Origin of the sequence: uncultured Polaribacter sp., assembly GCF_947501385.1 — a bacterium.
Taxonomy (GTDB): domain Bacteria; phylum Bacteroidota; class Bacteroidia; order Flavobacteriales; family Flavobacteriaceae; genus Polaribacter.
Map to the genome: position 1 here is coordinate 21,145 of NZ_CANMVP010000020.1, position 13,984 is coordinate 35,128.

Below are 13,984 nucleotides of genomic sequence, written 5' to 3' on the forward strand. Positions count from 1 at the left end.
TAAGAAGATTAATTTTACAGCAAAATCAATGTACAAACCCATTAATTTAGATCAAAACCAATATCTTTTCGATACTTCATGTTTTCAAAAGAAATCTTCTGGATACTTCTATATGATTTTTCCAAAGCATTTTCGATAGCATCTCCTAGTGAAGTTATGGCCATGACGCGACCTCCATTTGTAACCACTTTTCCATCTTTAGAAATGGTTCCTGCATGAAAAACAGTGGATTCGATCACATCGTTTATTCCAAAAATTTCTTTGTTTTTTTCATAACTCCCTGGATAACCACCAGAAACTAACATTACCGTGGTAGCGATTTCTGGAGTTATATGAAATAATTTTTCATGTAGTGTTTGGTTTGCAACACCATCAAATAGATCAAACAAATCTGAAGTTATTCTTGGTAAAACTACTTCTGTTTCAGGATCTCCCATTCTAACATTATATTCTACCACAGAAGGATTTCCATCATCATTCATTAAGCCAATAAAGATAAAACCTCTATAATCAATTCCGTCTTTTTGCAAGCCTGCTATTGTGGGTTTTACCACCAATTCTTCAACTTTATCTAAAAAAGCGTCGTCGGCAAAGGGTACAGGAGAAATTGCCCCCATTCCGCCAGTATTTAAGCCTATATCACCTTCACCAATTCTTTTATAATCTTTTGCTGAAGGTAAAATTTTATAGCTTTTACCATCTGTTAATACAAAAACAGACAATTCTATTCCTTTTAAAAATTCTTCAATGACCACTGTAGTAGAAGCCTCACCGAACTTTTTGTTAGAGATCATTTCTTTTAGCTCGATCTTTGCTTCCTCTAAAGAAAACAAAATCAATACCCCTTTCCCAGCGGCCAATCCGTCTGCTTTTAAAACATAAGGTGCTTCTAAAGTTTCTAAAAAAGCAAAGCCTTCTTCTAGATTTTCTTTAGTGAATGATTGATATCTTGCTGTTGGCACACCATGTTTTTGCATAAACTGTTTCGAAAAATCTTTGCTTCCTTCTAACAGTGCTCCATCTGCTTTTGGTCCAATTACTGGAATATTTTTTAATTCAGCATCTGCTAAGAAAAAATCATGAACACCATTTACCAAAGGTGCTTCAGGACCCACAACCACCATTTGAATATCATTCTCTAAAACCGTGCTTTTTACTGCTTTAAAATCTGTTGGATCGATATTGATATTCGTTGCTATCTTTTCTGTCCCTGCATTTCCAGGAGCTACATAAAGCTGATGTACGTGGTTACTTTCATTTAATTTTAATGCGAAAGCATGTTCTCTACCTCCAGAACCTAAAATAAGAATATTCATTTGTGTTGTGTTGTTGTGTTTTGCAAATATACAATTAACACAAAAAAGAGAAGCTTTAACACTTCTCTTTTTCTTCTTTTTCATAGCAATACTAAAAAACTATTCATGTTTAATTATTTTTTTTGTAATGGTTTGTCCATTAACTAAAATAACTTTTAGAATGTACACACCATTATTTAGCTCTTTAACATTCAAAACTTTATCTTTTCCTTTAAAAACTTCTTTTCCATTAATATCTATAAAAGTCCAAGATTGTATATTTTTTGTAGTTTTAATAAATAAAGTTTCACTAACTGGATTAGGATAAAACTTTATTTCTAGGTCTTCAATAATATCATCTGTACTAAGTTTATTTAAGAAAACATTTGTTTCTTTTCCTTTAAATGGGTTTTTGTATTTTTTTATTATGTTTCTTCTTCCGAGCGTAACAATATTGTTATCCGTATCTATTTTAGCTATAAAATTTGAGCCTGCTTTTGCATGAAACCCTGCTTTTAAAGAAATACTATTTACAGATTCTATTAAACTAGATTTTAAAGAAGGTATTATAAAGCCGTCTTTAACATCTATTAAGTATTGGTAATAAAAAGTTTCTACAGAATTATGTTGATTGGATACAGTATAGTTATGTAAACTGGCTACTCCATTATTAGCAAAAAAGACGCCTAATGATTTAGAGTCTATAACACTATCCGGGTCTATTAAAGGTAAATTAACTCCATTAAAAGAATGGTTTCCATTATACCTTGGCATATCTACTCTAATAAATGATGACAATCCGGTATTATTTTCGCCCCACTCTTGCCATAGTTTGTCAATCATACCGTGATGTAAATAAAACGCTGGGTCTAATGGTGAATTTGCGGCTGACATTGTTCCACCAATCCAATTATGACCATTAAAATGAACATTACTTCTTTCTAAACTATTAGAATAATTTTGAAAAGCACTTAAGCTTCCTGAAGGAAAATTAACAGCTTGTACAGCATTTACTTGACTCATTGTTGGAAGGGAGACAGATGTATTAAATTGTCTTGTAAGCCCCCAATTTGTTTCAAACTGACCCAAAAAATTAGTATCCCAAAGTGGGTCATTTACAGAATTATCCGTCGTCCAATTCCAATAAGGAATGCTTAATTTTGGATTTACATAATCTTGCATCGCTTGTTCTAACTCAAAATTCAGATATCTATGCCATGCCAAAAACACATCTCTTTGTGGATTATTTGGTAAATTGAAATGAATTGCATTCGTAGAATTACTAAAATTTGCAGCATGGTAATTGGCAATATCTAAAATTAAATCATCATCATTTGGATTAGCATCTCCTGATGCATTATCACCATTAAGATCTCTCATAATATATAAAGCTTGCACGTATAATTGCTTTTCAGTAGAAGTCATTTCATTATAATCTTTTCTTATAGATTGTGAAATTAAATTTCCCCAAACAAGAAAACAAAATATTACTATTATAATTTTTTTCATATCATTTTTTTTTTAATTCTTTATAATTCTTTCAATAATTTCTTTTCCATTATTTAAAGTTACTTTCAATAAATAAATTCCTTTAGATAATTTTTGAGTGTTAATCACTTTAACATTTCCTTTCCCTTTAATCACTAATTGTCCTTTGTAATTAAATAAATTCCAAGTTCTTATTTCTCCATTACTTTGTACATAAAGATTATCAATTGTAGGGTTTGGAAAAATTACTACTTGTTTATCATAAACCGAAATAGCTTGTTTCTTTATAGACGAAGCGCTTTTCGAAGAGGTATTAATTGAACTACAACCCTCAATAAAAGCTCTAAAACTAGCACCAGACTTTGCATGAAATCCTGGTTTTAGAAATACTGTAGCACCTGCATCATAATTAGCTAAACCTCCATTATGAATACTATTTGTTGCAGTAATTGTGTTTTGTGCAGATTTAATGTAAACTTCTCCAAAATCAATAGTTTTTGTAATTGTAAGATCTAAACGACATTCATTATATGGAATTAGTTTTGGAAATTGTCCTACAGAGTTATTAAAAACAATAGTATTATTTAATAATTGAATAGTATTTGGTGTATCGGAATTTTGAATTACAGAAACACTTTGGTTTGCATAATTATCTAAAAAATATAAATCGCCATCAATACCTCTTTGAATTGAATTTCCTCTTGGAAAATAATTATTTTGAGAATTGGCAATACTTAAATTTGAGATACTATTTAATGGACTAGAAACATCAAAAATAGAAATGTAATTATTAGTTGATCCGTTTTCTTTTAAAACATATAAATAATCTCCATTAGCTGAAAATTCTAAAGAAATGAATTCTGGAGTTTCTATATTTGATGAAGAACAACCATCTACTAATCCTGTTGAATTATTAAAATTATAAATATCTATTTTAGAACCAGCTAAACACGGACCATTATTTTCAATTAAAGCTAATTTATCTGAAGTTGGAGAAGATTTTAAAGATATTTTTGTTGAATATTGAGTACAATCTGAAGTTGATTTAGCTAAAACATTTTGACAAGTTGTTGTAGAGGAAACAAAACTAGGATTCTCTTGAAATACATTACTTGTAATATGAAATGAATAAAAATTATTAGTCGGGTTTAAAATTAACCAGTAAGATTGACCATCTGAATGAAGAGCAGATGTCATATTATGATGATTAAAATAGTAATTCTGCTGACCATTTACAGTATGTGATGAAGAAAGTAATACTTTATTTAAAGTTTCAACATTACCTAACCCATTATTTGAGCTCATATTAACAATAGAAAAATAGTATGTAGAAATAAAAAAGCCAGCAGGGTCATTAAATGTTACTTCTTCTGTAAAAATATAGTATTTTGTACTGTTTGGTATTGGCAAAATAACTACAGATTCATAATCATTAGTGGCACTACTTCTTAATGTTTGATTGCCATTTTGCATCACAGAATGATTCTTATTCCAAACTGTTTTGCCATCTGTATAAAAAAGTAAGTTTCCTAATTCATCACTAATAGCTGCAGATTTATTCAGTGTGGTAATTTGACCATTCATTAAAATTGAGGTAGGATTTGTACTAAAATCTAAACCTGCATTATGACCAAAATACCAATTAGAATTTTGCTCTTGAGCGTTAAAATTTAATAGAATCAATAGAAGAAAAGACGTTACTATATAATTTTTTTTCATCATAAAAGTTTTAGATGTTGTTAAATGTAATTTGTAGCATTTGCCTAAATCTTAACAATAAGAATACCTTTTAAGTGGTATATTTCACTTAAAGTATTGTTTTATTAAAGATAAGAAGCCGCCAGATGGCTTAATTGGGATGCAGCTCCATCTTCTTTACTAAAATTTAAAAAAAATATTAAAACTATTTCTTCTTTTCTACTAATTTACCTTCCAAAGCGTTAATACGTTTTTCTTGCGCAATAGTATACAAAGTAAGTTCTTCTATTTTTTGCAGTAACAAGTTGGTCATTTCTTTCAGGTGTAAACCTTCCTTTTGTATTTCTTTAGCAGAAGGAATAGCTGGCAAATGGTGGTGTTTCTTAGTAAAAACCTCTACTTCTTTTAAAGTGGGCATTTTGTATTCTTTCTTTAAATTAGAAAAACCAGTGTAATATTTCTGAAACACATAGTCTGCGGGTACATTTAAATCTACACGCACTTCTTCTGCGTGTATTTTTCCTTTAACCGTTAGTTTTTCGTCTGGGTTTATTGAACCAATACCAACATTACCGTTACCTCCTTTAAAAAATAAAACGGAACGTAATCCTTGACCACCAATATTTGATTGGAAATCGAAATCTCCTCCTCCAGAATAATTTTTAAATATAATTTGATTAGACGAGTTTATATTCATAGAAAAAGACTCAACACCATCTAGTCTTTTAAAAGCAAGTTGATTAGAAGAATTATTATAGCCTATTGTAAGTGGTGAATTTGGACTACTTGTTCCAATCCCAACTTTACCATCAGAATTAATTCGAACTCTTTCAATATTTCCAGTTTTGAATAATATTTGATATTTATTATTACTATTTTCACCTGCATCTAGAATGATGTCATCAAATCTAGATTTAAAAATCCATTTCCCAGGTGCAGTTCCTGCATAGCTCTGTATTCTGTTACTACCCCCACTTGCACTCGGAAATTGAAGTTGATACAATCCCATATTTAAATTTTGTGTTTGAGTTTGACCTTGTGAGATAAAACAAATAAGGGCTAAAGCTATAGTAGATAATATTTTTTTCATAATATAAATTTTAGTTTTATTAATTTTTTATTACTTTTTCTAAATCTTTTATACGTTTTTCTTGTGCTTTGATACTTTTTTGTTGCTCAATTGTATATAAGGTTAGTTCTTCTATTTTTTGCAATAACAAGTTGGTCATTTCTTTTAGATGCAAACCATCTTTTTGTATTTGTTTAGCAGAAGGAATTGCTGGCAAATGGTGGTGTTTCTTAGCGAATGCTTCTACTTCTTCTAAAGTGGGCATTTTATAGGTTTCTTTTAAGGCAGAAAAACCTGTATAATAGTGTTGAAATACATAATCTGCAGGTACATTTAAATCTACACGTACTTCTTCTGCGTGTATTTTTCCTTTTACGGTTAGTTTTTCGTCTGGGTTTCTTGAGCCAATACCAATTTTACCGTCTACAATTACATCTGCATCTTTTGTGAAATAAATCTGTTGATTCCAATTCCATTGCCCATTAATTTTTGGAGCAAAATGTAAACTTCCTTGAACTGTTCCTGGATGATGAAGTACCCAATCGTTTCCTCCTTCAAAAGCTAAATCCCCCAACATCGATGTTCCTCCAATACCAACAGTTAACTGCTGAATTTTAACTATTCCGTCATTTTGAAAAACTGTTTCTTTTCCAAAATCCCACACTCCATTAATTTTAGGGGTTATGCTTAAAATTGTTCTTCCATCATCAGGCGTATGAAATACCCAAGAGTTAGTACCTCCGCTTATTAAATCTTGTGCGTTAATTTCAATTCCAAAACTGAAGATATAAACTACTAATACTAAAATAATTTTTTTCATAATATAAATTTAAGATTATTAATTTTTAATGATTTTTTCTATCTGTTGAGTTCCGTTTTCTAAATGTGTTCTAAGAAGATATATTCCGTTTTTCACTAAAGACAGCCTTATTTTATTTGTTAATAATAGGTTTTCTTTTTTAATAATTTTTCCATAAAAATTAGAAATTTGATACCCTATTATTTTATGGGATGCCGATTGGACATGTAAAAAATCTTCCGTTGGGTTTGGATACACCATAATTTCCTCTAAAACAGGTATTTCATCCAAGAGATCTGTTTCATAAGAAACTTTCGTTTTAGCCTTGTTGCCAGACTTTGCTCCTACAGACCCATTACTTTCAATTTTTGTGGTGTGTGTTTGTGTTTTTTTAATTCCTTTAGATTGTGTACCATCTGGCATAATCCTTACAAAACTACTTCCTGGTATTATAATTATACTTCCAGAAGTTGTAATTACCCCTCTAATTATGGTGCCATTAGGATCTTGTTGGGTTGATGTGACTTGTATATCTTGTGTACAATCCATATGAATATGACTAAATACGCCATGTACTGTATCTTCACAAGGCCAATTTTGAGAAAAAAGGTTTATACTAATTGATATCAATAGTATTAATAAAAAGGACAATCTATAATCTTTCATACTTTACAAATTTGATGATATTTTTAGTTCTAAAATATACCATAAATATGGTATATTTATTCATTATAAATTTAACTCAATTTTGAATCTTTCAAAACAACCTCTTTTAGTTTGTATACTTTACTTTTTCTACGCCTCTGTAATTGGTCAAATTAAAGAGGATATTACAAAGCTTCATAATGAATTTGAACAAGTTCTTTTTACTGATTTTAATACAGCACACAAAAAAGCTACGATAGCTGTTTCATATAGTAAAAAAATTGGAGACAAAAATCTCTTGCTTACTTCCTTTAAAAATTTAAGTGAAATTCTGTACTTTAAAAGAGAAAATGATAGTGCTAATACGTACAATAAGAAAGGTATTTCATTGGCTTTAGAATTAGAGAACAAAAAACTACTTGCCAAATTGTATAATTTATTAGGTTCTATTGAAAAAAGAAAAAACAACTTTACAGCCTCTTTAAAGTATTATGAGAAAGCCTTAGTCCTTGCCAATACAATTTCAAAAGAAGATGTCTCTAAAATAAAAAATAATCTGGCAAGATTGTATTGGGCTACAAATGAAAAACAAAATGCAAAAATAGTTTTACAAGAGGTTATTAAAAATAATAGTACAGATAAAAATAATCTTGCGGATGCATATAATATTTTAGGGGTTATTTTTTTAGAAAAAAACAAAGACAGCTCGTTAATATTTTATAAAAAAGCATATGCTTTAATAAATGAAAGTAATAACAAGTATCTTAAAAGTATTATCACCTCTAACTTAGGGCATCTTTATATTTATTTGAAAGCGTATAAAAAAGCATTTCAATATTTAAAGCAGTCTGAACAAATAAGCAAACAGATTGGAAATAGCTATTCTCTTCATCATATTAATATTTCTTTAGGCATCTATTATGAGCGTCAAGGAGATTTAAAAAATGCTCTAAAAAAATATACAAAAGCAATTGAAGAATTCGGCTCTTTTGTAGATGACTATCAAAAATCGAAAGCCTATTGGACAATTTCTGGTGTTCTTTACCACCTACAAAAATATAAAGAAGCCTATTTATATCTTGATACTTTTTTAGAATTAAACGAGAGAATTTTAAGCCTAGAAAAGAAAAAAGAGTTTGAAAAAATTAGAACACAATATGAAGTAGAAAAAAAAGAAAATCAGATAGTTTTATTAGAAAAAGAAAATGAAGTAGCCGAAATACGTAAGAGAAACATCCTTATTATTTTTATTTCAGTTTTAACAGTTGTACTTGTTTTGCTACTATTCTACAAAAATAGATTTAAAAATCAAAAAAAGATAAGGACTCAAGAAAAGAAACTCTTTAAAAGTCAGAAAGAAAAACGTGAAAAAGAATTAGAATTAGAAAAAATACATCAATTTATAGCAGGGCAAGAAAAAGAAAAAAACAGAATTGCCTTAGAATTACACGATGGAATAGGTGGTAAATTGGCAGGAATAAAACATATTTTAAATGCCTTAAATTCTGATGTTAAAAATTTAGAAATTATAAAAATAACAAAGAATATAAATTCAATAACCCATGAGGTTCGATTGTTATCTCATACATTAAGTTCTCATTATATTTTAAACACTTCTTTCGTTGACTTAATTTTAGAATTGAAAAACACGTTTGAAACTTCGAAAAAAACTAAAATTAATATTAGTATCTATCCAGAAAACTGCATTAATATTTTAAATAATCATAAAAAGCACCAACTATATAGAGTTCTTCAAGAATTAATAAACAACAGTTATACATATTCAAAATCTAAAACAATCGATATTTCATTTACATGTCATAAAGAATATATCTCTTTAATTGTAGAAGATAAAGGAATTGGATTTGATCTTAAAAAAAAATCAGATGGTATTGGTTTTAAAAATATAAAAGACAGAATTAGTAGTATGAATGGTACTTTACATATCGATGCTACGATTGACAGAGGAACCTTAATTTCTATCGAGATCCCCAATGAATAAAATAAAAATCATATTAGTTGACGACCATAAACTATTTATAGAAGGTATATCTGCAATTTTAAAAAAAGAAGAAGACATTGAGATATTGGCTACTTTTTTAGACGCTCAAAAAGCTCTAGATAAACTGAATGTTTATAAACCAGAATTATTAATAACAGATATTTCTATGCCTTATATGAATGGAATAGAGTTTATAGAAAAAGTTAAGAATAGATATCCTTATCTAAAAATATTAGTAGTTAGTATGTTTCCACAAATAATTCCTCGTAAAATGATTCATGGTTTTATATTAAAAGATGCCAGTAGTGAAGATTTTATAAAAGCAATAAGAAAAATAGTTCTAGATGAGATGAGTTATTTTACAACCCAGAAAAAAATTACTCCTTTAATAAATAATAAATTAACGAAAAGAGAGAAAGAAATTGTTCTTCTTATTGCACAAGAAAAGACGGTAAATGAAATTGCGGAAAATTTATTTATCAGTAGGATGACAGTGGAAACTCATAAAAAAAATATTTTCTTAAAACTAAATATTAAATCGAATGCAGGTTTAATTAAAAAAGCTTTTATGCTGGGTCTTATCAATTAAAATCCCCACTTTAAAAAATATTTTATTGCAGAAGAAAGATGGCGAAAGAATAGCTTTAATCTTTTTGAAGATCCTTTTTGATGCAGATGTATAATTTCTGCTTCTGGGTAATACATCTTTTTCTTACCTAGAACATCTATTTTTCTACAAATATCTGCATCTTCTAGATATAAAAAATAACGTTCATCAAAACCTCTTAATCTTATAAAATCTTCTGTTTTAAAAAGCATAAAACAACCATGAATAAAATCTGGATAAAAAGATTTTTCCAAATCTTGGTTTCTGTATTCATTTTCAAAAATTTGTTTTTTAGAAATTTTGATTTTTCTATTCATCAAATCAAAAAAAGTAGGATGTTTTCTACAAATATATTGAAGTTTCCCATTTGGATATGTGACTCTTGGCGTAATAAAAGAAACTACTTTTTCTTTATTTAATTGATGAATCAATTTAGGAATTACATCCATAGGAAAAATAATATCAGGATTTAAGACTAGGTGAAATTTTGAATCTATTTTATCTAAAATTAGATTATGTGCTTTTCCAAAACCTAGATTTTTATCAGTAAAAATATATTCAATTTCAGCATGTTTAAATTTTGATTCAAATTCATTCTCTGGTGAATTATCTATTATAAATAGTTTTTTTTGAAGTGGCGTTTTTAAAAAACTATCAACTGTTGTTTGAAGCGTTTCTAAACTTTCTTTATAAGTGACAATTGAGGCAGTAATCATCTAATATGCATTTTTTTCTCCTTTAAAAACATTTAAAATTGTTTGAATAATAATTTTTAAATCTAATAAAAAAGACCAATTTTCTATATAAAAAATATCTAAACGCACTCTATTTTTAATATCAGATCTATTTTTAATCTCTCCTCTATACCCACTAATTTGGGCCAAACCTGTAATTCCTGGTTTTACAATATGCCTTTTTAAATAATCGTCCACATCTCTCTGGTATTCTAAAGATAAGCTTTCTAGATGTGGTCTAGGGCCAACAACACTCATATCTCCAAACAAAACGTTTATAAACTGAGGTAGTTCATCTATACTTGTTCTTCTCATAAATGCACCTATCGTGGTTACTCTTACATCTCCTTTTATAGCATGAATTGTATCTGAATGTTCATTTACTTGCATTGACCTAAACTTGTAACAAACAAACTCATCACCGTTAATACCTTCCCTTTTTTGTCTAAAAATCAAAGGCCCTTTAGACTCAATTTTCACTAAAACCCATAAGATTGGCAATAGCCAAGAAAGTAAAAAAACAGCAACTAATAAAGAGAAAAAAACATCAAACATTCTTTTGATATAAAAATTTTCAGCAAATTCAAAAGGAAGTTTTTTTACATTTAACACCAATAAGGTATCATCATAAAACTCTATACTTTGATTTTTTGAATACAATTCGTTAGCATTTGGAATTAGTTTTAAAACAATTCCTTTGTCTGTAGTATATTTTTTTATTTCTTTAATTTGATTTTTAGTTAAAACCGATAAGGAACAATAAAGTTCATCTACAATATTATTTTCTACAAATTCGAAAACTTCTTTAATTTTTCCTAAATAATTATGATTCTTAAATTCTCTCTCTGAGAAAAAGCCTAGAAACTTGTACCCTAAATTTGCCTTACTATTGAATATTTTAATTACTTTTTTTGCAGAGTCATCGTATCCTAAAACAACAGTTGTTCTAAAATTGTTACCTAATGCTCTATATTTTTTTACTAAAAAGAAAATTATAAACTTTGTAAAGGTAATTGAAATAAGAATTGTAACTAATATTAGAAATTGGTTATTTACGACCTCTCCTTCTTTAAAAACACCGAAATAGGCAAAATAACCTAAAGTAAAAATTAAAAACTGTTTTACTATTAGTGTGAGAATTTTTAATGCACTAAAGTGCCTATATATTCTATAAAATGAAGTAGAATAACTAGTTAATAACCAAAACAGAATTATAAATAATAAAAAAGGAAGATTCAGATATGCTTTGTCTCTAATAAAAAAGATTATTAATATTATTAGAAGTATGTCTAGTAATATTTGCAGGGGTTTTATTAAAAATGAATATCTTTTTTTCAATAGAGTTTTATTTTATAGACAAATATATTGTTTTAATATAAAATTTTGTCAATCATTTTATCTATGGTAAATAAATCTTTCGAAACCTCTATTTGATGAGCAATATCTAAATCTTTATCTATTAACTCTTTTAATGTTGTCAAAAGCACTTCATTATTCCAAGAATTAGTCACAGAATATAAATTATTAGTTCTAAAAAGTGTTTCTATTTCACTATTTCTGTCAGTAATAACTAGAATTTTACAGCCAGTTATTAGTAAATTTGGTAATTTCGAAGGTAATGAGCCTTTAGATGTTTTTTCTTTTTGAGGTACAATTTGCACAGAACTTCTATGGTATAATTCCTCTAAATTTTCTCTATTCACTAGATCGTAAAAATTAATATCCTGGTTCTTATTCTTGTCCTTAAGATTATTAAAAATAGTACCTTGAGAGAAAAAATAAAATTTTAAGTTTTTTGTCTTTTTTGATGAGTAGTCAAAAAAATTATATAATTTTTCTGGATTTTGTTTATCTCCTAAAGCTCCAGAATATACTATGTTTATTGTTTCTGAACTTAAAATATTTTCTAAATCATTAGTTATTTTATTTTTTATCGAATGGAATGGGTATTGCACCTCTAATTTAGTTTCATCTAAATTATATAATTCATTAGCAACATCTTTCATTTCATTTGATAAAAAAATAAGTCTATCACAATTTTTAAAGCATTTTTTCTCAATTTTATTAATGAAATAGGTAATAAATTTATTAAATACTCCTTTTTTTGTAGAAGAGTAAATTTCTTGAAGATCATGAACCATACCCACTTTTTTTATACTTTTCAAAAAAGATATTACTGAAAAAAAAGCAAAACTTGGTGGAAAAACAGGCACTACAATATCTATTTTATTTTTGTACTTGAATAATTTTCTTAACACAAAAAAAGCATAGCCTATTTCTAAAACGAATCTTCTAAAGATTGTTTTTTTTGAATAAAAAAGATTTTTACCTCCTCTAATTATTTTAATTCCTTTTAATTGATTATTACTTTTTTTTGATTTCCAGTCTGGATAAAATGGATGAAAACATAATATGGTTACACTATGCCCTTTATCTCTTAATTCGAGAGCAAAATTTGTATTGAATTTTCCTGTAGAAATAGGTTCTGGAAAAAAAAATGGAGATAGTATTAAAATATTTTTAGAGAGGGTTTTCATACTTCTTTTCTTTCTTTTATAAATATAAACATAGCTATTAAATAAACATAAATAACAATTCCGTAATGTCTAGAAAAATAATTTTCTGTAAGATTAATAGCCAAAATTTGAAATAATAGAAACAATCCTAAAACTGAGTGTTTAATTTTTATAAATGTGTAAAATAGATATATTATAAATAAAAGCAGAAAAAACCACCCTCCATAAGTGACTAAGTTGATATAATAATTGTGTGTGTTAAACGTTTGTTTTAGATAAAAATTGCTATCGTTATTTTGTTTGTAACAATCATTCAGTTTTTCCTGTAATTTATCTCCATAACCAAAAAGAGGCGTTTCTTTTAATAAAGTTAAAGAACATTTTAAAATAGCTATTCTAGTATTGGAAGAGTTGTAATAATCACCAACAATTGGTTTATTTATCTCTGTTTTAATTTCTTTAAATCGCTCTCCAATTCCTTTTTTTGCAGGATAAATTAAAATAGCCAGTAAAATAACCGTTGGAAGTAAAAACAATACACCTCGTTTTAATCCTTTTTTTGAAATTAAGTAAACAATGTTACTAAATATAGTAAGTAGCAATAATAGGATTATCATTCGAGAAGAAAATAAAAATATAAAAAAAACCATTGCTAAAATGTTAATAGTGGTAGCTATTTTATTATTATTAGTAGTAGTACTAGTAATTAATGAAAAAAAAGATATAGTAAAGCTTATTAATAAAAATGAGCTAAAATAAGTTGGATGTATTGTAAATAAATAATTTTCTGATACAAATTCTCTAAAAAAAGGGATACTATTGTGTACCAAAAAGAACTTATCTATTGAATGATGAAATAGAAAGAACAACACATATATGAAGCATTGTAACAATAAACTTGTTTGAAAAATATATAATGATTTTTTTTTAATATCTGAATCAATATAACTTGGTCTGAAAGCAAATAACAAAGGAAAAATTAAGAACGGTAAATTTAGTAAAACCCTATCAAAATTATTATCTAAAGTTAATAATTCATGCAAAAAATACATCCAAAAAGGGATTGTTAAAACCCAGAATTTTGAGTCTATTTTTTGCTTCTTTTTTGTTTTAATATTGCTAACTAAAGTC

General features: G+C 27.5%; 13 protein-coding genes. 3 read left to right on the top strand and 10 right to left on the bottom strand.

The genetic code is table 11. The annotated features are described in order from the left end of the window. Positions 1–41: 41 nt before the first annotated feature. The 6 genes from purD to Q0998_RS13380 form a co-directional block, all read right to left on the bottom strand. Entirely contained in the window at positions 42–1,316 is a 1,275-nt protein-coding gene (gene purD / locus Q0998_RS13355) for a phosphoribosylamine--glycine ligase (RefSeq protein ID WP_299670534.1), read from the bottom strand. 99 nt (positions 1,317–1,415) lie between these two features. After that, the gene (locus Q0998_RS13360) at positions 1,416–2,804 is read right to left on the bottom strand and encodes a tyrosinase family protein (protein ID WP_299670537.1); all 1,389 of its coding nucleotides are present in this window, start codon (positions 2,802–2,804) and stop codon (positions 1,416–1,418) included. A 12-nt stretch (positions 2,805–2,816) separates the two neighbouring features. Continuing rightward, positions 2,817–4,502, bottom strand: coding sequence for a T9SS type A sorting domain-containing protein (locus Q0998_RS13365; protein ID WP_299670539.1), 1,686 nt, complete (start codon positions 4,500–4,502; stop codon positions 2,817–2,819). Positions 4,503–4,686: 184 nt separating this feature from the next. Further along, positions 4,687–5,571 carry a hypothetical protein gene (locus Q0998_RS13370; RefSeq protein ID WP_299670541.1) on the bottom strand — a complete coding sequence of 295 codons (885 nt, stop codon included), beginning with the start codon at positions 5,569–5,571 and terminating at the stop codon, positions 4,687–4,689. A 19-nt stretch (positions 5,572–5,590) separates the two neighbouring features. Then, positions 5,591–6,370: a tail fiber protein gene (locus tag Q0998_RS13375; protein ID WP_299670543.1), complete on the bottom strand. Its 780-nt coding sequence runs from the start codon at positions 6,368–6,370 to the stop codon at positions 5,591–5,593. Between the two features lie 18 nt (positions 6,371–6,388). After that, entirely contained in the window at positions 6,389–7,015 is a 627-nt protein-coding gene (locus tag Q0998_RS13380) for a T9SS type A sorting domain-containing protein (protein ID WP_299670545.1), read from the bottom strand. An 82-nt stretch (positions 7,016–7,097) separates the two neighbouring features. Here Q0998_RS13380 and Q0998_RS13385 point away from each other — a divergent pair, with 82 nt between their 5' ends. Both Q0998_RS13385 and Q0998_RS13390 read left to right on the top strand, forming a co-directional pair. Then, complete coding sequence (locus Q0998_RS13385) at positions 7,098–8,996, top strand: ATP-binding protein (RefSeq protein ID WP_299670547.1); 1,899 nt, start codon at positions 7,098–7,100, stop codon at positions 8,994–8,996. Then, positions 8,989–9,585 carry a response regulator transcription factor gene (locus tag Q0998_RS13390; RefSeq protein WP_299670549.1) on the top strand — a complete coding sequence of 199 codons (597 nt, stop codon included), beginning with the start codon at positions 8,989–8,991 and terminating at the stop codon, positions 9,583–9,585. Before Q0998_RS13385 ends, Q0998_RS13390 begins: the two co-directional genes overlap by 8 nt. Here the strand turns inward: Q0998_RS13390 and Q0998_RS13395 are convergent. The 4 genes from Q0998_RS13395 to Q0998_RS13410 are packed head-to-tail and all read right to left on the bottom strand — an operon-like array spanning position 9,582 to position 13,503. Further along, a complete protein-coding gene (locus Q0998_RS13395) occupies positions 9,582–10,319 on the bottom strand; it encodes a glycosyltransferase (RefSeq protein ID WP_299670550.1) in 738 nt (245 codons plus the stop codon). The two genes, Q0998_RS13390 and Q0998_RS13395, sit on opposite strands and share 4 nt — an antisense overlap. After that, positions 10,320–11,675, bottom strand: coding sequence for an exopolysaccharide biosynthesis polyprenyl glycosylphosphotransferase (locus tag Q0998_RS13400; protein ID WP_299670552.1), 1,356 nt, complete (start codon positions 11,673–11,675; stop codon positions 10,320–10,322). It lies immediately after the preceding gene. 32 nt (positions 11,676–11,707) lie between these two features. After that, entirely contained in the window at positions 11,708–12,874 is a 1,167-nt protein-coding gene (locus Q0998_RS13405) for a glycosyltransferase (RefSeq protein WP_299670554.1), read from the bottom strand. Then, positions 12,871–13,503: an O-antigen ligase family protein gene (locus Q0998_RS13410; protein ID WP_366943652.1), complete on the bottom strand. Its 633-nt coding sequence runs from the start codon at positions 13,501–13,503 to the stop codon at positions 12,871–12,873. Before Q0998_RS13410 ends, Q0998_RS13405 begins: the two co-directional genes overlap by 4 nt. Between Q0998_RS13410 and Q0998_RS13415 the strand changes: the two genes are divergently transcribed. Beyond that, positions 13,430–13,612, top strand: a complete 183-nt coding sequence (locus Q0998_RS13415; RefSeq protein ID WP_299670667.1) for a hypothetical protein — start codon at positions 13,430–13,432, stop codon at positions 13,610–13,612. The two genes, Q0998_RS13410 and Q0998_RS13415, sit on opposite strands and share 74 nt — an antisense overlap. The last annotated feature ends 372 nt before the right edge of the window (positions 13,613–13,984 follow it).

Bases quoted from the DNA above. Each gene is read 5' to 3' on its own strand.
- purD (WP_299670534.1), bottom strand. From the start codon at position 1,316: ATGAATATTCTTATTTTAGGTTCTGGAGGTAGAGAACATGCTTTCGCA.
- Q0998_RS13360 (WP_299670537.1), bottom strand. From the start codon at position 2,804: ATGAAAAAAATTATAATAGTAATATTTTGTTTTCTTGTTTGGGGAAAT.
- Q0998_RS13365 (WP_299670539.1), bottom strand. From the start codon at position 4,502: ATGAAAAAAAATTATATAGTAACGTCTTTTCTTCTATTGATTCTATTA.
- Q0998_RS13370 (WP_299670541.1), bottom strand. From the start codon at position 5,571: ATGAAAAAAATATTATCTACTATAGCTTTAGCCCTTATTTGTTTTATC.
- Q0998_RS13375 (WP_299670543.1), bottom strand. From the start codon at position 6,370: ATGAAAAAAATTATTTTAGTATTAGTAGTTTATATCTTCAGTTTTGGA.
- Q0998_RS13380 (WP_299670545.1), bottom strand. From the start codon at position 7,015: ATGAAAGATTATAGATTGTCCTTTTTATTAATACTATTGATATCAATT.
- Q0998_RS13390 (WP_299670549.1), top strand. From the start codon at position 8,989: ATGAATAAAATAAAAATCATATTAGTTGACGACCATAAACTATTTATA.
- Q0998_RS13395 (WP_299670550.1), bottom strand. From the start codon at position 10,319: ATGATTACTGCCTCAATTGTCACTTATAAAGAAAGTTTAGAAACGCTT.
- Q0998_RS13405 (WP_299670554.1), bottom strand. From the start codon at position 12,874: ATGAAAACCCTCTCTAAAAATATTTTAATACTATCTCCATTTTTTTTT.
- Q0998_RS13415 (WP_299670667.1), top strand. From the start codon at position 13,430: ATGTTACTAAATATAGTAAGTAGCAATAATAGGATTATCATTCGAGAA.
- Q0998_RS13410 (WP_366943652.1), bottom strand. From the start codon at position 13,503: ATGGTTTTTTTTATATTTTTATTTTCTTCTCGAATGATAATCCTATTA.